Raw genomic sequence first — 18,866 nt, 5'->3', positions numbered from 1 at the left:
GCCTATGAGCTCAAATAATTCAAATCAAGATAACTTTATTCGTTTTGCCTTAGAGGCAAAGGTTTTGTCCTTCGGGGAGTTTAAAACTAAAGCGGGAAGACTCTCGCCTTATTTCTTTAATGCCGGCGAATTTAATGATGGTGCTCGTTTAAGCGCCTTAGGTCGCTACTACGCTAAAGCTTTACAAGAGTCGGGCGTTCAGTTCGACATGCTTTATGGCCCGGCTTATAAAGGAATCACACTGGCGGCTGCTACGGCTATCGCTTTGGCTGATAACGGCATTAATGTGCCTTATGCCTATAACCGTAAAGAGGCAAAAGACCACGGCGAAGGGGGCATGTTGGTTGGCGCTCCCGTTCAGGGCCGAGTTGTCATTATTGACGATGTGATTTCAGCAGGCACATCAGTAAGAGAGTCAGTCGATTTGATTCGCGGTGCGGGTGCAGAGCCGGCAGCTGTTCTCATTGCTCTAGATCGTATGGAGCGCTCGGGTAATGCGATAGAAATTGGAGATAAATCTGCAGTTCAAGCGGTAGAGCAAGAGTTTGGTTTGCCGGTAATTACGATTGCAAACTTGGCTGGCTTAATGTCTTTCTTAACTTCTTCTAGTGATGCTGAACTAACAAACTATTTGCCTGCAGTAAAAGCTTACCGCGAAAAATACGGCATTTAGATTGTAGTTTCGCCTTCGAAGACGGTGACCGCAGGGCCAGTCATGATGACGGATTGAACAACATCATTTAAGACGCCGTCCCAAGTAATTTGCAAGTCTCCGCCGCGCGTATGTACTTTTACAGGTGAATCTAGTAAGCCCCTACGGATACCTGAAACCACGGCTGCACAAGCACCAGTGCCGCAGGCTAAGGTTTCGCCAGCGCCACGTTCAAAGACGCGTAATTTGATTTCATTGCGATTGATCACTTGCAGGTAGCCCACGTTTACCTTTTTAGGAAACGCGGCAAACCTTTCAATCTCGGGACCTTCTTCTAGGACGGGTGCGCTATCGACATCGCCAACCACTTGCACGGCATGTGGATTGCCCATAGAAAGAACTCCAACCAAAGTGTCATGCGTGGCAGGATGATTTAGTGGAAGTGCATAAAGAGTTTCCTGAAATTCTTGAAGGCTTGCCAAGCCGTTTGCATTAAACGGAATATGGCTATGTTCAAAAATTGGCGCACCCATATTTACCTCTACCTGACCATCTTCATGGGATTTGAGTGTAAGGACGGTATGCGCAACCTCTACTCGTAAGGGATTCTTGCTGGATAGACCTTGATCTAATACAAAGCGTACAAAGCAACGAGAGCCATTGCCACATTGCTCTACTTCGCCACCATCGGCATTAAAAATGCGATACCGAAAATCAGCATCTGGGCGCGTTGCCTTTTCAACTAGAAGAATTTGATCTGCACCAATACCAAATTGACGATGGGCTAAACCTTGCCATTGTTCTTTGGTAATGTCACTCAGATCTTGATCTATTCCGTTGAGCACAATGAAATCATTGCCAGCACCATGCATTTTGGTGAAGCGTAGCTTGCGTACTGGGTTGTTTGTATTGGTGCTCAAAATATTTCCGTTTAATCGTAAAGGCTGGGTTCGCCTTCAGGCCTATGTTTAAAACGCTTATGAACCCAATAGTACTCTGCTGGTCTTTCTCGAACAAGTTCCTCAATGTATTGGTTTATGCGAGCGGTATCTTTTTCAACATCATCACTTGGAAAGTTTGGTAATGGCTCGCTGATATGGCAGGTATAGCCTTTGCGGTCTTTATTTAATGTAGTCGTCATAAGACACACTTCAGCCCCGCTGAGTCTTGCTAGTCGTGAGACAGAGGTAATGGTGTTGGTCTGGATGCCGAAGAAAGGTACAAAGACCGAGTCACGAGGTCCCAGGTCAATATCAGGGGCAATGAAAATAAAGTTACCCGTTTGAATTTCTCGTATGAGATCGCGCAGGCGACTTTGCCTCTCAATTGACTTTCCGCCAAAGCGATTTCTCCACTCAATCATTTTTTGATTGAAGAAGGGGTTCTTCATGTTTTGATAAAGACCTGCACCCCGTGGCCAGTCATGCTGGTTAGCCAATACTGAAAGGGCCATAAAGCCGCCTTCAAGCCCAACAAAGTGTGGATTAATCAGTAGGCGTGGCTTGCGATCCCCTAAGGTAATTGCTGAATCGATTTTGACGATGCCGGTAATTTGTTTGCCACTACCAAGCCAGATGCGACTTCTTTCTAATACGCTACGACCAAATAATTTCCAGTGCTCAATCGCCAGATGATCAATTTCTTTTTCACTGAGATTAGGAAAGCACAAACGTAAATTGGTCTTTACTACGTGGGTACGACTATTTGGAATATGAGCAGCCAGCCAGCCTAAGGCATAGCCAACATGGACAGTAATCGTATAAGGCAGAAAGGCAAAGAGGCGCAAAATACTGAGCGCTAAGAAATTGAAGAGGTTTTGTAACCAGGTCATTTCAAAAATGATAACGAATTTATTTAATTGCTTGGAGGCAATTCTGCACCAGTGGGATGCTTATAGCGGTTGTATGACCAAATGAATTGTTCAGGTGCGACGAGCACTGCATTTTCAATCGCAATATTGAGTTCTGCAGCAGCAATGCTTGCATCCTCAGACAGGGGGGCAAGACGGGTTGCCTGCATGAGCCAACCCCTGCCAATGCCTTTGCGTTTGGCGGTAAACATCACTACTGGAGTGTTGTTTCGATTGGCAAGACGTGCTGGTAATGGTGTTGTGTATGCGGGGCGCCCAAAGAACGGAACCCAAACACCTTCGCCTCCACTGGGTACTTGATCTGGAAGAATGCCAATCGCTTCGCCTCGCGTGAGCGCTCTAGTCATTTGGCGCACACCATTGAGGTTGGTTGGCACAAAATGCATATTGGGATAAGCGCGACCTTCTTCTACTACCTCATTGAGCCACTCTTGGCGTGAGGGGCGATAGAGAATAGTTGCTGGAAAATGCTGGGCAAGTACGCGTGGAATGATCTCAAAGCCACCGAGATGAGGGGTCAGCATGACTAAGCCATGACCTTCGTTAATGGCGGTCTCTACCAAATCCCAGTTTTGAACATCTACCAATGCAAGCGCCTTTTGGGGGTTACGCCAAATCCATAAGCTATCTGAAAACAGCATTCCGGAGGCGCGCACTGCTTCCCAGAGCTTGAATGGCAGACCTCGAACACGCACTACAGCTTCATATTGAGGTCTAAAGAGTGAGCGATATTGCTTTGAGCCAACATAGGCCAGCATGCCTAAAAATGACCCAATCACCTGCACGAGCGCAAGGGGAAGTACGGCAATAGCACTAAGGCAGAGCTTGAGAAGGAGTTTTCGCACCCCCCAATGATATTCAATGCCGCTCTTAGTGTGTGGATTTCAGCTTACTTTGCTGAATTGGGTATTTTTCGGATAAAATCTCACTATCGCTGAGTTAAGGCAACTTGCAGGGCGATTCATAAATTCTGCTAAAGCGTCGCCGTTGTTGTTCCTGGCACGTCGAGTTGTCCCAATGATCGTGTTAATTTTTTAAAGGAATATGCAATGGCAAACGATTACTTCTTTACCTCAGAATCCGTTTCTGAAGGTCACCCCGATAAAGTAGCAGATCAAATTTCTGATTCCATCTTGGATGCCATTTTGGCTCAAGATCCAACTGCACGCGTTGCAGCAGAGACTTTATGTAACACCGGCTTGGTAGTTTTGGCTGGTGAAATTACTACTAACGCTAACGTTGATTACATTCAGGTGGCTCGCAATACCTTGCGTGAAATTGGTTACGACAATACTGACTATGGTATCGATTACAAAGGTTGTGCAGTGTTGGTTGCTTATGACAAGCAAAGCCCTGACATCGCTCAAGGCGTTGATAAGGCTCATGATGACGGCTTAGATCAAGGCGCTGGCGACCAAGGCCTGATGTTTGGTTATGCTTGTGACGAAACTGCAGAGCTTATGCCTTTGCCGATTCACTTGTCGCATCGTTTGGTTGAGCGTCAATCACAATTGCGTCGCGATGGCCGTTTGAACTGGTTGCGCCCTGATGCAAAGTCACAAGTGACTTTGCGTTATGTGGATGGCAAACCTGACTCTATCGATACCGTTGTGCTCTCTACTCAGCATGATGAAGAGATTTCCCTTGAGAAATTACGTGAAGCAGTGATTGAAGAAATCATCAAACCAGTATTGCCTAAGCATTTGATCAAAGGCGCGATTAACTTTTTGGTTAATCCAACCGGTCGTTTCGTTATCGGCGGCCCACAGGGCGATTGCGGTTTAACAGGCCGCAAAATTATTGTGGATACCTACGGTGGCGCAGCTCCTCATGGCGGTGGCGCTTTCTCTGGTAAAGATCCTTCTAAGGTTGACCGCTCTGCTGCATATGCTGGTCGTTATGTTGCGAAGAACGTGGTTGCTGCTGGTTTAGCGAGCAAGTGCTTGATTCAGATCTCTTACGCTATTGGTGTTGCGAAACCAACTTCAGTCATGGTGAGCACATTTGGCACCGGTAAGATTTCTGACGAGAAGATCGCTCAATTGGTATCTGAGCACTTTGACTTACGTCCAAAAGGTATCGTGAAGATGCTCAACCTCTTGCGTCCAATTTATCGTAAGACTGCTGCTTATGGCCACTTTGGTCGTGAGGAGCCAGAATTTACCTGGGAGCAAACAGACAAAGCGACTGCATTACGTGCAGCAGCAGGTCTGTAAGCAGGAAATACGCAGTTTGTAGGTGTATTGAGGCGAAATATGCCGTAATTGTTTACAATTACGGCATACCTTCAAGGAGCGTTGCAAGGAATGCTGAGACCCAGCACTTCCCCAGGCTTGAAGGGAGTAGGCTCCTAAACGGAGTTTGCTAATTGCAACCGCGCTCGCTAACCCATGATTCAATGGCTAGCGAGTTTCTACTCCAGCATTGGATCGTATTTAGCTGGAGCATTAATGAATACCGTTTCTGATTTAAATAATTTTGTAGCAACTCGTTGCGCAATTGCTGATATCTCTTTGGCTGACTTTGGCCGCAAAGAGATTGCGATCGCTGAAACTGAGATGCCTGGCTTGATCGCTATTCGTGATGAGTTCGCGGCACAACAGCCATTGCGTGGTGCACGCATTACTGGTTCATTGCATATGACCATTCAAACTGCGGTGTTGATCGAAACACTTGAGGCGCTCGGTGCTGAAGTGCAGTGGGCTTCATGCAATATTTTCTCTACACAAGACCATGCTGCTGCTGCAATCGCTGCCAACGGTACACCAGTATTTGCAATCAAGGGTGAAACCCTTGAGCAGTATTGGGACTTTACCCATCGCATTTTTGAGTGGGCTGATGGTGGCTACACCAATATGATTTTGGATGACGGTGGCGACGCTACTTTGCTATTGCACCTTGGTGCACGTGCTGAAAAAGATCAAGCTTGCTTGAATCACCCTACCAGCGAAGAAGAAACTATTTTGTTTGCAGCCATTAAGAACAAATTGGCGCAAGACCCAACTTGGTATTCAACACGCTTAGCGCAAGTCAAGGGCGTTACAGAAGAAACCACTACTGGCGTACATCGCTTATATCAAATGTTTGCTAAGGGTGATTTGAAGTTCCCTGCAATTAACGTAAATGACTCTGTTACTAAGAGTAAATTTGACAACCTCTATGGTTGCCGTGAATCTTTGGTAGATGCGATCAAGCGTGCTACTGACGTAATGGTGGCTGGCAAGGTTGCAGTAGTTTGTGGTTATGGTGACGTGGGTAAGGGCTCAGCTCAAGCATTGCGCGCCTTATCTGCTCAAGTTTGGGTTACTGAAGTAGATCCAATCTGTGCATTGCAAGCTGCAATGGAAGGCTACCGTGTTGTAACAATGGATTACGCTGCTGATAAAGCCGATATCTTTGTTTCTGCAACCGGCAACTACCACGTGATTACACATGACCACATGGCAAAGATGAAGAATCAAGCCATCGTTTGTAACATTGGCCACTTTGATAACGAGATCGATGTTGCTGGTATTGAAAAATACAAATGGGAAGAAATCAAGCCACAAGTTGATCATGTGATTTTCCCGGCCGCCAATGGCAAGCCTGAAAAGCGCATCATCATTTTGGCTAAAGGTCGTTTAGTTAATCTGGGTTGCGGTACAGGTCACCCTTCTTATGTCATGAGCTCTTCATTTGCAAATCAAGTAATTGCGCAAATTGAATTGTGGAATGCAGTAGGTACGGATAAATACCCAATTGGTGTTTACACCTTGCCTAAGCATTTGGATGAGAAGGTAGCTCGCTTACAGCTCAAGACTCTGAATGCAGAATTAACTGTGTTGTCAGATCAGCAAGCTTCTTATATTGGCGTAACGAAGGAAGGCCCATACAAGGCCGACCACTATCGTTATTAATCCAGTCACCGTTCAATAGATATCTAGGCCCAAAATCATGGAATTAAGCGTCGAATTCTTTCCTCCAAAAACACCTGAAGGTGAGAGTAAGTTGCATCTGGTGCGTGAGCGGTTTTCCGAAACGCTCACGCCCTCGTTTTATTCTGTGACGTTTGGTGCCGGTGGCTCTACACAATCAGGCACATTAAAAGTGGTGAGCGACATTCATGCTGCCGGTGCAGCAGTTGCTCCTCACTTATCTTGTGTTGGTAGCTCACGTGAAAGCGTGCGTGAGATGCTTAAGCAATATCAAGCTTTAGGTGTGAAGCGTATTGTGGCTTTGCGTGGTGACTTGCCATCTGGCATGGGTCAGTATGGCGAGTTTCATCATGCCAACGAATTGGTTGAATTTATTCGCGCAGAAACAGGTGATTGGTTTCATATCGATGTAGCCGCCTATCCCGAAATGCATCCACAGGCAAAGTCGCCTGCTAGTGATGTCGATTTCTTTGTGCAAAAAATGAAGGCAGGCGCAAATTCTGCCGTCACTCAGTATTTTTATAACAGCGATGCTTATTTCCGCTTTGTGGATGAAGCTTATGATCTCGGCGTAACGCAGCCCATCATCGCCGGCATTATGCCCATCACAAATAGTAGTCAGTTGTTGAGATTCTCTGATGCATGTGGCGCAGAGATTCCACGTTGGATTCGTTTGCGTCTTCAGTCTTATGGCGACGACATCGCCTCTATTCGGGCATTTGGCGAAGAAGTGGTAACCGACTTATGTGATCAACTTCTAGCAGTTGGCGCACCAGGAATTCATTTCTATTCACTGAATCAGGCCGATGCAGTATTAGCAATTGCAGATAACTTAGGCTTAACAACGAAAGCCAATACTTAACAATACTTAATTTAGCGGAGTAAACCAGACTCCGTCAGTACTAAATCTAAAGGCTCATCATGTGTTTGGGCCGCCCATTGAGAATCATCTAATTTTTGCCAATCAAATCCAATCCCTATGCAAATGAGGTTTGGATTGTCTTTTCTGAGTTGCGCTAGGGTTCGATCAAAATATCCACCACCATAGCCTAGTCGCCAGTAGTGCGCTTTACCGCTCACAATAGAGCTAGACCAGCCTACACAGGGAATCAGGATGCAGTCAGGAATGAGTTGTGGCCTGGCAGTATTTTCTGGACTAGGCTCAGGAACGCCGTGTGCGCTTGGAATTAATGCATCCCCTTCTTGCCACTCAAAAAAATCAAGGTGTTTATCGGCACGTGCATAAGGCAGTGCTAATTTACGCCCAGCATCATTCTTCGCCCAATTGAGTAAGGCGGGACGTAAATCAATTTCATCTTGAATAGGCCAATAAAGCGCTATTGAGCGAATGGATTTGCCTTCATTGACTAAAAAATGATTGATACCTGCAATCAAGCCGGCTTTTGCAGAAGCGTAGCTATTCCCAGAAGTAAATTCTTTGCGTTGTTTTAATAAATCTTGGCGAAGAGTTTTTGGTGAATTACCGTGCATATCGACCATTATCAGGCGAAAATTAAAGAATATAGTAATCAAGTGCTGCAGGGCACAATGCCTTGCAAATAGAGATAGGGTTAGATAGCAAGAATGAAGTCTGCAATAGTAAATAGCAAATACCTTCAATGGGCCAAAATTCTGATTTTGGGCCTGGCCCTTATTGCGTCCAGTAGCTTTGCTGAAAAGCTGAAAAAACCTGCTCTACCGAAGTCTTATGAAAGCAAGATTGCTCCAGCGGAAATTACCGATACTGATCGTATGTTTATCGATCTGCGTGAGGCGGCAAAAAAGAATGATGTATTCCGTACTCAGCAACTGTCATCTAATTTATCCAATTACCCATTTGATGACTATGTAGCTTACTTCCGCATCAAACCGCAATTATTTGATAGCGCTGGTGGGGCGCGTAATGACTATGGTGCGGATTCCCAAGTAGTTGCTTTTTTAAATCAATATCAAGGTACGGCACTGGCTGACCGTATGCGCAATGATTGGCTTTTGGTGCTTGGTAAGCGTAAGGACTGGGCGCGTTTTGATGCGGAGTACGCCAAGTTTGTATTAGATGACGATACACAAGTGAAGTGCTACTCCTTATTATCCAAATTGTCGCAAGCTGAAAACCCAACTAAATTGGCTATTGATTCTCGAGCGATATTGTTGGATCCAAGTTATTTTGGACAAGCATGCCAAGAATTGGTCCCATCTTTGGTTGCTGCTGGCGGTATGTCTCCGAGTGAGGCAAAAGCTATTGGCCGCGCTGCTAGTGAAAAAGGTTTTGACTCAATGGCCCGTCGCCTTGGTGGCGAAGATCCTATTGCAGATATTGTCAAAGCAGCTAAGGCTGATCCAGCCAAAGCCTATCGTGATTTTTCTCAAAATGCTTCGCGTTATAGCAAAGAGAATCAAGCTGTTGCATGGGGTGTGATCGGACAATTTTTAGCGAAGAAATTAGATCCTAATGCAGATGATGCATACCGCCTACAACAAGAGCTTGGATACAACGAGCTCCTTTCAGTGGAGTCACAGGAATGGAAAGTACGTGCAGGTTTGCGTGCCAAAGATTGGGACCTAGTTAAAAATGCGATTGATGGCATGAATCCTACCGTGCGCAGTAAAGATCCAGCTTGGACTTATTGGTACGGTCGGGCGCTAAAAGCCGAAGGTCAAGATGCAAAAGCCAAAGATAGTTTTGAGTTAATTGCAGATCAATATAACTTTTATGGTCAGCTCGCACGCGAAGAGTTGGGTAAACCTAATCACGCGCCCGCCAAAACTAAAGTGACTGAGCAAGAGATTGATGCCATGGCGAGCCGCAAGGGTTTTATTCGCGGCGAGCGTTTATATGCCATGAATCTTCGCTTTGAAGGTAATCGCGAATGGAATTGGGAATTACGTAACATGACCGACAAGCAATTGTTGGCTGCTGCAGAGTATGCAAAGCGCATCAACTTATATGACCGGGTCGTCAATACAGCTGATCGTACAAAACAAGAGCACGACTTTAGTTTGCGCTATCCAACTCCTTACAAAGAAGAGCTATCTCCCATTGCGCGTCAAATTGATTTGAATCTTGCCTGGGCTTATGGCTTGATTCGTCAAGAGTCGCGTTTCATTATGAATGCCGCATCTTCTGTAGGTGCATCAGGATTAATGCAGGTGATGCCCAATACGGCAAAGTATGTGGCCAAGAAAATTGGGATGACAAATTACACCAATGACAAGCTGAGCGATACCAATACCAATCTGACATTGGGCAGCAACTATTTAAATATGGTTCTTATTGATCTGGATGGTTCTTGGGTTTTGGCTTCTGCGGCTTATAACGCAGGACCTTCTCGCTCAAAGGCTTGGCGTGAGAAATTATCTGGCCCTACAGAGGGCGCTATCTTTGCTGAAACCATTCCGTTTACTGAGACACGCGTATATGTGAAGAATGTCCTTTCTAATGCGAATTACTATTCATCAGTGATGAACGGCCAGACGCAATCTTTAAAGCAACGCTTAGGTGTTATTACACCTAAGGCTGCAACTCAATCTGAGCTTCCTTAACCCAATCATTGCTGCCTAAAGTAAAGAAAGTTTCCCATGAAATATGACATCCTTTTGATCGGTGGTAACGGATTTGTGGGGCGAGTGATTGCTGCGCAACTTCAGCTAGCTGGATATTCTGTATTGGTTCCTACTAGCCATTTAATAGCCGCACGTGAACTACGCATGCTGCCTAAAGTACATGTTGAAGAGGCTAATATTCATGAGTTTGATGAGCTGCAGAGTCTTTGTGGGCGTATTAAGCCAAATGGTGCTGTGATTAATTTAGTTGGGGTGCTGCACGACAAGCCAGCCAAGCCATATGGAAAAGTATTTAAGGCTGCGCATGTGGAACTGCCAAAAAATATTATTACTGCGATGCAATTGCATGGCTTAAAACGCTACTTACATATGAGTGCCTTAGGAGCAGATTCTCAGGGCCCGTCTATGTATCAGCGTAGCAAAGGCGATGGCGAAGCTGCTGTGAGAGCAAGTAATTTGGACTGGACCATCTTTAGGCCTTCAGTCATCTTTGGTGCGCAAGATCAGTTTATTAACCTGTTTTCTAAATTGACTAAGATTTTTCCAGCGATGCCCCTGGCAAATTATCAAGCGCAGTTCCAGCCTGTTAGTGTGGATGATGTTGCGACTGCATTTGTTAAATCTTTATTAATGCCCCAAACGATTCATCAGTCTTATGACTTAGTGGGCCCAACGGTTTACACCATGAAAGAGATTGTTGAGTTTGCGGCACGTAAGGCAAAAACGTCTTGTGTCATTATTCCTGTGCCAGCCTTTGTGGGCTATCTACAAGCATTAGCATTTGAATTTCTGCCGGGCCCAACATTGATGTCACGTGACAATATTGCCTCCATGCAATTGCCTAATATCTTGCCAGCAAATGGTGTTGATGCGTTGACGGAAGTATTCAAAATGAGTCGCCGCACCCTAGAGGGTATGCAGTAATGAAAATCTACGCAGTGGGTGGCGCCATCAGGGACACCCTCATGGGTTTGCCTGTAAACGACATTGATTATGTTGTGGTGGGCTCAAGCGTAGAAGAGATGTTGGCTAAGGGCTTTCGTCCCGTTGGTAAAGACTTCCCTGTATTTCTACATCCAGAGACGCAAGCAGAATATGCGCTTGCACGTACTGAGCGTAAAACTGGCCAGGGTTATAAAGGCTTTTATTTTTACGCCGATCCTTCCGTAACACTCGAGCAAGACTTAGAGCGTCGTGATTTAACAATCAATGCAATGGCGCAAGAGGTAGGCGCCGATGGAAAGCAGTTCGGCCCGATTATTGATCCCTATAACGGCCAAGAAGATTTGGCTGCCAAAGTATTTCGTCATGTGTCAGATGCTTTTGCAGAGGACCCATTGCGCTTATTGCGAATTGCTCGATTCTCTGCACGTTTTCCAGAATTTAGCGTTGCTGATGAAACACTTATCGCCTTAAAGGCGATTGTTCGCTCGGGGGAATTAAACGCATTATCAGCAGAGCGTATTTGGCAGGAGTTAGCCAGGGGCTTAGTTGCTTCCAAGCCCATGCATTTATTTCAAGTTCTGTTAAACACTGGCGCTGCCAACACCATATTGCCGTCTGCGTTAACCGCCAAGCTATCTGAGGAGCTGTTTCGCGAGGAATTGATCACACATTTTGTATTGATTGGAAATAGCATTGAAGAGCGCTGTGCAATTACCTTGATGGATCTGCCTGCCAGTGCAATTCGTTCATGGGCTGAGTGTGTTCGCATGCCAATTGAAGTGCGAGATTTTAGTGAAATTTTCAGCGATCTTCGGATCTTGGTAAAGAAGTATCTGAATACCTCTTATCGGGCAGTAGATGTTTTAGCTTGGTTTAACCGTGCGGATGTTTGGCGTAAGCCAGATCGAGCGCAAGCACTTTTGAAGCTTGCAGAAAAATTGAGAATGCCTGTTTCGCCCTTGATCAACGCAATGCGCGCCACACAAGCAATCAATACTGCAGAAATTATTGCTGGCGTCGCTGCGGAAGATCGATCCAATGGTGAGCGAATTGGCAGTGCATTTGAGTCTGCTAGGCTGTCTGCGATTACCGCAGCCTTAGAGGCTTAATTAAACTTTTACAGTTTATTTCTACCCCGTAGGCCCGGTAGATCCTCCAGAACATAGTCTGGCAGTAGGTCTTCTAATTTCTTAGAAAACGCAAAGACCTTAAAGAGTTCGCCCATCTCTGCCTCAGACAATAACTTTTGCAATGAGTTGGAAATCGGTAGAAATTTTTCTGGGTCACTAGGGTCACCAATTTCTAAAGCAATGTCACCAATGCCAGCATCCAGTAGATAGGCGGCTTGATTGGTGAGATATACATCATCTGCATTTTCAGTTAAAGCACTACGAGCAATTTGTGACCACTCAACGTGCGTTGTTAAATCGCAAAGACCAGGAAGATAGAATGGATCTTGAATCGCATGATGGCGATGATGGGCCATCAGGGTGCCCTCAAGCCTTTGTGGGTGGTAGTACTCGCTTTCAGGAAAGCCATAGTCAAACGTGAGAAACAGGCCAGTTTCTAAATGCTTGGCAACTTGTTGCATCCATGCATTTGCTGGCGTGTGCAGTTCAGTGATGTAGCCTTCTGAGAAATTACCATCAAGAAGGCTTTCAGGAAGCAATGGTTGTTCTACTGGAGAACCTAATTTCCAAATGAGTTTGTCATTCTCGTAAGCTACACCATACCAATACCAAAATCCATTTTGATAAATGATGGCATCGCAAGGTATGGCATCAATCACTTCATTCGCCAGAATGATGCCTTTGAAATTTTGGGGTAATTCAGTTAACCAGTTACATTGAATTTTGAGATTGAGTTGCTGAAGAAGACCCCCAATTTTTTCTTGTTGTCGCTGGGCTAAGTCAGGTGAAATTTCAATGATGTCGTAACGGTCCAAATGAAATCCAAGATCATTGAGGCGGGCGAGTATCGATGTGGCGAGTTTTCCTGTGCCGGCCCCAAACTCCAAGATTTGAGTGGGAATGCCTTTTTCCCGAAGCCCCTCAAGCACGGGCAGAAGGGTGGAGCAAATGGCTGCGCCAAAAAGGGGGCTTAATTCTGGTGCGGTAGTAAAGTCGCCACCAGCCCCTAGTTTGTGAGCGCCGGCGCTGTAATAGCCCATTCCTGGCTCGTATAAAGCCATCTCCATATAGCGAGAGAATGGGAGCCAGCCGTCCTTTGAAGCGATTTGAGAGGCTATTTTGGCCCTTAGAAGGGCACTATGCTCCGTTTCAAGGCTGGTCAAGGTAATATCCATAGCTCGCTAGTCTAAGAGAATTTAATTGAACCCTAGTTCAACACCTCCATCCCAGCAAGGAAAAGCAGTTTTAGTGACTGGCGCCGCAAAGCGTCTGGGTCGAGAAATTGCCTTGCAGTTTGCCCGTCAGGGCTGGGATGTTGCCGTTCATTATGGGCGATCAGGCCAAGAGGCAGCCCAAACCGTTCAAGAGCTTCAGGATTTAGGGATCAAGGCTCAGGCCTTTCAGGCGGATTTAGCCAATGAAATCGCTACTAAAGACCTATTCTTAGCCGTAGCCAAGGCCTTTCCCAGCTTAGGTTGCCTAGTAAATAGCGCATCTATCTTTGAATATGACCGCGCAAATTCAAAGACCCCATTCAGTGCGAAAAGCTTGCAAGATCATATGCAGGTCAATTTGTCGGCGCCAATTTTGTTGTCTCAACTCATGTTTGAGTATCACAAGAATAAGCCAAACAAATCAGAAGTAATTCCAGCAGTAATTCATTTGTTAGATCAAAAATTGATTAATCCCAATCCAGATTATTTGTCTTACACATTGTCTAAGGCGGCATTGCTTTCTTCGGTTGAATTGCTAGCTATGGATTTCGCGCCACATCTGCGGTTAATTGGATTGGCGCCAGGAATCTCTTTACCGTCAGGCGATCAAACAAGTGATGGTTTTTCCAAAGCGCATCAAATGACGCCACTAGGAAAATCTTCAACGCCCACAGATATTGCGAAGGCAGCAGTATTTTTAGCCGAATCTAGCGCCATTACTGGAACCACCTTATATGTAGATGGTGGACAGCATTTATTGCCATCATCACGTGATGTGATGTTCAAAACCAATTAAGTATTTTTAAAAAGCAAATATTTATGCACGCTATTCTTTCTCATCCTGCTCTTGTTGACTGTCGCCGTTTATTCCTTCGCGACTATGAGATCTATATCAACATTGGTGTTCATGACTTTGAGAAAAAAGCAGAGCAACGGGTTATTCTCAATGTGGATTTATATATTCCGATGGGAATGAATACCCCAACTAACGATCAGTTGGACGAAGTGGTGGATTACGACTTTATGCGTGAGACCATTAAGGCCAGGGCTTCACAGGGGCATATTCATTTGCAGGAAACCTTTTGTGACGACATCGTGACGGCAATGCTGCTTCACCCGAAAGTATTAGCTGCACGTGTTAGCACAGCAAAGCCTGATGTCTATCCCGACTGCCACTCAGTAGGCGTTGAAGTATTTCGTATTAAGACTTCTTGATTAATAAAGTTTAGAAAAGAACTCTTATGGGTGATATTCGTAAAGTTGTCTTCGAAGAAAACAAGTTGGAGAAAAAACTCTGTCGCTTAGTGGGCCAAGCTATTGGTGACTTTGGCATGATTGAGGATGGTGACAGGGTGATGGTTTGTGTATCAGGTGGCAAAGATAGTTATGCCATGCTCGATATTCTGATGAAGTTACGTGAACGTGCTCCGATTCATTTTGAAATTGTTGCGGTGAACTTAGATCAGAAACAGCCTAATTTCCCAGCAGAAATACTCCCTAATTATTTAAAGAGTTTAGGGATTCAATATCACATCGAAGAACAAGATACTTACAGCATTGTGAAGCGCGTAATTCCTGAGGGTAAAACTACTTGTGGGTTGTGCTCAAGATTGCGTCGCGGTATTTTGTATCGTGTAGCAGATGAGTTGGGCGCAACGAAGATTGCCTTAGGTCATCACCGCGATGACATTCTAGAGACCTTGATGCTCAATATGTTTTATGCGGGCAAGCTAAAAGCTATGCCGCCAAAACTACGCTCGGATGATGGCAAACATATTGTGATTCGCCCACTTGCTTATGTTCCTGAAAAATTGCTTGAGCGCTATGCGACGGACATGAACTTCCCCATCATCCCATGTGATTTGTGTGGAAGTCAGCCCAATCTACAGCGTCAAGTTATGAAAGAAATGCTGCGTGAGTGGGAAAAGAAGCATCCGGGACGGGTCGAGAACTTATTCCGATCTATGCATCACATCGTGCCATCCCATTTAATGGATGGAGAAGCCTTTGATTTCAAAAACCTAGAGATTTCCACTGAGTTATCGGGTATTGCTGCCCGATCGTCTGGGGACAAGGCAATTGATGAGGCCGAATTGGACGAATTAGCCTGCGGAACCATGATTCAAGGGATTTATAATCCCCCTCTATGAATATCGTCATTTTGGCTGCTGGGCAAGGAAAGCGGATGAAATCCGCGCTGCCCAAGGTCCTGCAAACTTTAGCAGGCAAACCCCTGCTTCAACATGTTCTTAGTACGGCTCTATCACTGCAGGGTAAGCAGGCTAAAAATGGACCTGTAGTTGTAGTTGGTCATGGAGCAGCAGACGTAAAAACATTCTTGTTAAATACAAGCAAGGAAGACCCAAGCTTTAGTAAGGTAACAACTGCGCTTCAGGCAGAGCAAAAGGGTACGGGCCATGCTCTTCTTCAGGCCTTGCCAAAACTAGATGTGCAAGAGCCAACCTTAGTTTTGTATGGGGATGTGCCCCTTATTACGAAGAAGACGCTTACTAAATTAGTTAAATTAGCTGATGGGGTGAGGGGGCAAGATTCTGCTTTGGCTTTGTTGACACAGAATCTGCGCAACCCAATTGGTTATGGCCGGATCGTGCGTGATGCTGATGGCTCTGTCACAGGGATCGTTGAAGAGAAGGACGCAACGCCAGCGCAAATAGCAATTCAAGAAATTAATACCGGCATCATGGTGCTACCAACGAGCTCATTGAAGAAATGGCTCAAGGCTTTACGTGCCAGCAATGCACAGGGTGAGTATTACTTGACTGATGTGATTGCTATGGCCGTCAAAGATGGCGTTCCGATTCGTACAACACAAGCCGATGATGAGTGTGAAACGGTTGGCGTTAATAGTCGCGATCAATTGGCAGCGTTAGAGCGCACGCACCAACTGAATATTGCCAACCAATTAATGGATGCAGGAGTATCTCTTGCGGATCCGGCGCGTATCGATGTGCGCGGCACCCTGGAGTGTGGCACTGATGTATCAATTGATGTCGGTTGTGTATTTGAAGGTTGTGTCACGTTGGATGCTGGCACAAAGATTGGTCCGTATTGCGTGATTCGCAATAGTGTGGTTGGTAAGGGTGTTGCTATTCATGCATACAGCCATATAGAGGGTGCAAAAGTTGGTGCTCAATCGGTAATTGGTCCTTATGCACGTTTGCGTCCGGGTGCGGATTTATCAAACGATGTGCATATTGGTAATTTTGTAGAAGTGAAGAACAGCAAAATTGCTGCTAATAGCAAAGCAAATCACTTGGCTTATGTCGGCGATTCTATTGTTGGTTCAAGAGTCAATATTGGCGCTGGCACCATCACTTGCAACTACGACGGTGTTAATAAACACCAGACCATTATTGAAGATGATGTTTTTATTGGATCCGATACACAGTTAGTTGCACCTGTGCGCGTTGGTCGCGGCGCTACATTGGGCGCGGGAACAACTCTGACGAAAGATGCGCCCGCTAATCAGTTGACCGTATCTAGAGCAAAGCAAATTTCAATGCAGTGGCAGCGCCCTGTGAAGCAGGAAAAAAAGATTATTACTAAAAAAGCGCCAACAAAAAAGTCAACTGTTAAAAAAGTTTCTACTAAGAAAATTGCAACCAAGAAAACTGCAAAGGCTAAAAAATAATGTGCGGTATTGTTGGTGCAGCCTCCCATGAAAATATTGTTGATGTTTTGGTCGAAGGCTTACGCCGTCTAGAGTATAGGGGTTATGACTCTTGCGGCTTTGCAGTAATCAATGGCGATGATGCAAAACATCCTATTGAGCGTGCTCGCACCACGGCCCGTGTTGCAGAATTGGGCGAACAAGGAAAAGATTTTTTCGGCACATTAGGTATCGCTCATACTCGCTGGGCTACTCATGGCAAGCCAGATACACAAAATGCACACCCTCATATTTCTGGTGGCTTAATTGCAGTTGTACATAACGGCATTATTGAAAACTATGAAACTCTGCGCGCAGAATTAAAAGCGGCTGGCTATGAGTTTATGTCTGAGACAGATACAGAAGTGATTGCCCATTTGGTCCATCAGCAATATGTAGCTAGTGGACAAAAAGATATTGCATCTTCTGTAAGGGCAGTATTGCCTAAACTACATGGCGCATATGCTATTGGTGTGATCGCTCAAGATAATCCAAGCACTCTAGTGGGTGCTCGTGTTGGATCTCCGCTGGTGGTTGCTATAGGTGATCATGAGCACTTCTTGGCTTCTGATGCGTTGGCTTTGGCAGGGCGTGCTCATTCCATGATGTATTTGGAGGAGGGCGATGTCGCCATTCTTAAAGCTGATGCTGTTGAAATAATTGATCAAGCAGGCAAGACTGTGCAAAGAGAGCTTAAGCCGATGCCAGCACAAGCTGACTCGGTTGATCTAGGCCCGTATCAGCATTACATGCAAAAAGAGATTTTTGAGCAGCCTAGAGCAATTGGCGACACGCTTGCCAACATCGCTGAATTTGGCCCAGGTTTATTTGAGGCCAAGTCAGAAGACTGGCAAGCATTTGATCAAATTTTAATATTGGCCTGTGGGACGAGTTACTACTCTGCATGCGTTGCCAAGTATTGGTTAGAAGAGATTGCAGGCATTCCAACACAAGTAGAGATTGCGAGTGAGTATCGCTATCGCACTACTGTGCCAAATCCAAAAACATTGATTGTGGTTGTTTCACAATCCGGTGAGACAGCTGATACCTTGGCCGCATTACGTCATGCTAAGAGTCTTGGTCATCGATATACCTTGGCTATTTGTAATGTGGCAAGTAGTGCGATGGTTCGTGAAACCGATTGGCATTTCTTAACCAAGGCTGGCGCTGAAATTGGGGTTGCCTCTACCAAGGCATTTACAACACAGCTTTTAGCGCTCTATCTCTTAGCTGTTTCGATTGCTAAGCGCAATGGCAGGATTTCTTCTGAAAAAGAAAAAGAGTTGCTCCGTGAATTGCGCCACCTACCAAAGGCGCTTCATGCAGTCCTTGCTCTTGAGCCACAAATTATTGCTTGGAGCGACGCTTTTGCTAAGTGTGAGAATGCGCTGTTCCTTGGTCGCGGAATGCACTATCCAATTGCACTTGAAGGTGCATTAAAGCTAAAAGAGATTTCTTATATTCATGCTGAAGCTTATCCAGCTGGAGAGTTAAAGCATGGACCACTAGCTTTGGTTACAGATAAGATGCCTGTAGTTACCGTTGCGCCTAATGATGTTCTATTGGAAAAGCTTAAGTCCAACATGCAAGAAGTAAAAGCACGTGGTGGCAAGCTTTACGTATTTGCTGATCAAGGGGCTAACATTTCCAGTAGCGAAGGCATCAATGTAATTAAGCTACCTGAGCACTACGGAAATCTCTCGCCGATCTTGCATGTAGTTCCTCTGCAGCTATTGGCTTATCACACAGCCTGTGCACGCGGAACTGATGTTGATAAGCCTAGAAATCTAGCAAAGAGTGTTACGGTTGAATAAATTTTCGCCCGTTTGACATTCGCCTTAATTTGTGAACAAATTTCAGTAGATAAATCAGGGCTTTACGAAGCCCTAGTTGCTTTTTTGTGTTCA

The 18,866-nt window shown here is 45.4% G+C and carries 17 protein-coding genes and 1 riboswitch; of the genes, 12 read left to right on the top strand and 5 right to left on the bottom strand.

Features of this window, described 5'->3' with window-relative positions; genetic code table 11:
* Nucleotides 1–4 precede the first annotated feature (4 nt).
* Entirely contained in the window at nucleotides 5–673 is a 669-nt protein-coding gene (gene pyrE / locus ICN33_RS03915) for an orotate phosphoribosyltransferase (protein ID WP_216194741.1), read from the top strand.
* Here pyrE and dapF read toward each other — a convergent pair.
* From dapF to ICN33_RS03900, 3 genes are read right to left on the bottom strand one after another with little or no spacing between them, the layout of a single operon-like run.
* A complete protein-coding gene (gene dapF, locus ICN33_RS03910) occupies nucleotides 670–1,524 on the bottom strand; it encodes a diaminopimelate epimerase (RefSeq protein WP_216196538.1) in 855 nt (284 codons plus the stop codon). The two genes, pyrE and dapF, sit on opposite strands and share 4 nt — an antisense overlap.
* Before the next feature lie 59 nt (nucleotides 1,525–1,583).
* A complete protein-coding gene (locus ICN33_RS03905; protein ID WP_216194739.1) occupies nucleotides 1,584–2,483 on the bottom strand; it encodes a lipid A biosynthesis acyltransferase in 900 nt (299 codons plus the stop codon).
* Nucleotides 2,484–2,506: 23 nt separating this feature from the next.
* Nucleotides 2,507–3,367: a lysophospholipid acyltransferase family protein gene (locus ICN33_RS03900; protein WP_370623217.1), complete on the bottom strand. Its 861-nt coding sequence runs from the start codon at nucleotides 3,365–3,367 to the stop codon at nucleotides 2,507–2,509.
* Between the two features lie 204 nt (nucleotides 3,368–3,571).
* Between ICN33_RS03900 and metK the strand changes: the two genes are divergently transcribed.
* The 3 genes from metK to metF all read left to right on the top strand — a co-directional run bounded on the left by metK (nucleotide 3,572) and on the right by metF (nucleotide 7,298).
* Nucleotides 3,572–4,738, top strand: a complete 1,167-nt coding sequence (metK, locus tag ICN33_RS03895; protein WP_216194737.1) for a methionine adenosyltransferase — start codon at nucleotides 3,572–3,574, stop codon at nucleotides 4,736–4,738.
* A gap of 67 nt (nucleotides 4,739–4,805) precedes the next feature.
* Nucleotides 4,806–4,911, top strand: a riboswitch (S-adenosyl-L-homocysteine riboswitch).
* Between the two features lie 61 nt (nucleotides 4,912–4,972).
* Nucleotides 4,973–6,418, top strand: coding sequence for an adenosylhomocysteinase (gene ahcY / locus ICN33_RS03890; protein WP_216194736.1), 1,446 nt, complete (start codon nucleotides 4,973–4,975; stop codon nucleotides 6,416–6,418).
* 37 nt (nucleotides 6,419–6,455) lie between these two features.
* Nucleotides 6,456–7,298: a methylenetetrahydrofolate reductase [NAD(P)H] gene (gene metF / locus ICN33_RS03885; protein WP_216194733.1), complete on the top strand. Its 843-nt coding sequence runs from the start codon at nucleotides 6,456–6,458 to the stop codon at nucleotides 7,296–7,298.
* A gap of 11 nt (nucleotides 7,299–7,309) precedes the next feature.
* Here metF and ICN33_RS03880 read toward each other — a convergent pair whose 3' ends face one another.
* On the bottom strand, nucleotides 7,310–7,927 hold the full coding sequence (locus ICN33_RS03880) for a 5-formyltetrahydrofolate cyclo-ligase (RefSeq protein WP_255530635.1): 618 nt from the start codon (nucleotides 7,925–7,927) through the stop codon (nucleotides 7,310–7,312).
* A 93-nt stretch (nucleotides 7,928–8,020) separates the two neighbouring features.
* Here ICN33_RS03880 and ICN33_RS03875 point away from each other — a divergent pair, with 93 nt between their 5' ends.
* Genes ICN33_RS03875 through ICN33_RS03865 form a run of 3 tightly spaced genes read left to right on the top strand, consistent with a single transcriptional unit; the run spans nucleotide 8,021 to nucleotide 12,054 of the window.
* Entirely contained in the window at nucleotides 8,021–9,979 is a 1,959-nt protein-coding gene (locus ICN33_RS03875; RefSeq protein ID WP_216194728.1) for a lytic transglycosylase domain-containing protein, read from the top strand.
* A gap of 36 nt (nucleotides 9,980–10,015) precedes the next feature.
* Nucleotides 10,016–10,924: a complex I NDUFA9 subunit family protein gene (locus ICN33_RS03870; protein WP_216194725.1), complete on the top strand. Its 909-nt coding sequence runs from the start codon at nucleotides 10,016–10,018 to the stop codon at nucleotides 10,922–10,924.
* The gene (locus tag ICN33_RS03865) at nucleotides 10,924–12,054 is read left to right on the top strand and encodes a polynucleotide adenylyltransferase (protein ID WP_216194723.1); all 1,131 of its coding nucleotides are present in this window, start codon (nucleotides 10,924–10,926) and stop codon (nucleotides 12,052–12,054) included. Before ICN33_RS03870 ends, ICN33_RS03865 begins: the two co-directional genes overlap by 1 nt.
* A gap of 8 nt (nucleotides 12,055–12,062) precedes the next feature.
* Here the strand turns inward: ICN33_RS03865 and ICN33_RS03860 are convergent, their stop codons facing one another.
* Nucleotides 12,063–13,250, bottom strand: a complete 1,188-nt coding sequence (locus ICN33_RS03860; protein ID WP_216194721.1) for a class I SAM-dependent methyltransferase — start codon at nucleotides 13,248–13,250, stop codon at nucleotides 12,063–12,065.
* 25 nt (nucleotides 13,251–13,275) lie between these two features.
* On the opposite strand from ICN33_RS03860, the gene ICN33_RS03855 reads away from it, so the two are divergent.
* Genes ICN33_RS03855 through glmS form a run of 5 tightly spaced genes read left to right on the top strand, consistent with a single transcriptional unit; the run spans nucleotide 13,276 to nucleotide 18,773 of the window.
* Nucleotides 13,276–14,085: an SDR family oxidoreductase gene (locus ICN33_RS03855; protein ID WP_216194720.1), complete on the top strand. Its 810-nt coding sequence runs from the start codon at nucleotides 13,276–13,278 to the stop codon at nucleotides 14,083–14,085.
* Nucleotides 14,086–14,108: 23 nt separating this feature from the next.
* Nucleotides 14,109–14,504 carry a dihydroneopterin aldolase gene (locus ICN33_RS03850; RefSeq protein ID WP_216194717.1) on the top strand — a complete coding sequence of 132 codons (396 nt, stop codon included), beginning with the start codon at nucleotides 14,109–14,111 and terminating at the stop codon, nucleotides 14,502–14,504.
* Nucleotides 14,505–14,530: 26 nt separating this feature from the next.
* Nucleotides 14,531–15,439: a tRNA 2-thiocytidine(32) synthetase TtcA gene (gene ttcA, locus ICN33_RS03845; RefSeq protein ID WP_216194716.1), complete on the top strand. Its 909-nt coding sequence runs from the start codon at nucleotides 14,531–14,533 to the stop codon at nucleotides 15,437–15,439.
* Complete coding sequence (gene glmU / locus ICN33_RS03840) at nucleotides 15,436–16,941, top strand: bifunctional UDP-N-acetylglucosamine diphosphorylase/glucosamine-1-phosphate N-acetyltransferase GlmU (RefSeq protein ID WP_216194715.1); 1,506 nt, start codon at nucleotides 15,436–15,438, stop codon at nucleotides 16,939–16,941. The genes ttcA and glmU overlap by 4 nt, the downstream gene beginning before the upstream one ends.
* Nucleotides 16,941–18,773, top strand: a complete 1,833-nt coding sequence (gene glmS / locus ICN33_RS03835; RefSeq protein ID WP_216194713.1) for a glutamine--fructose-6-phosphate transaminase (isomerizing) — start codon at nucleotides 16,941–16,943, stop codon at nucleotides 18,771–18,773. Before glmU ends, glmS begins: the two co-directional genes overlap by 1 nt.
* Nucleotides 18,774–18,866: the final 93 nt, after the last annotated feature.

Source organism: Polynucleobacter sp. UB-Tiil-W10, assembly GCF_018881605.1.
Classification (GTDB): Bacteria; Pseudomonadota; Gammaproteobacteria; order Burkholderiales; family Burkholderiaceae; genus Polynucleobacter.
The sequence above is the reverse complement of the archived record's forward strand: the minus strand, read 5'-3'. Positions and strand labels throughout refer to the sequence as shown.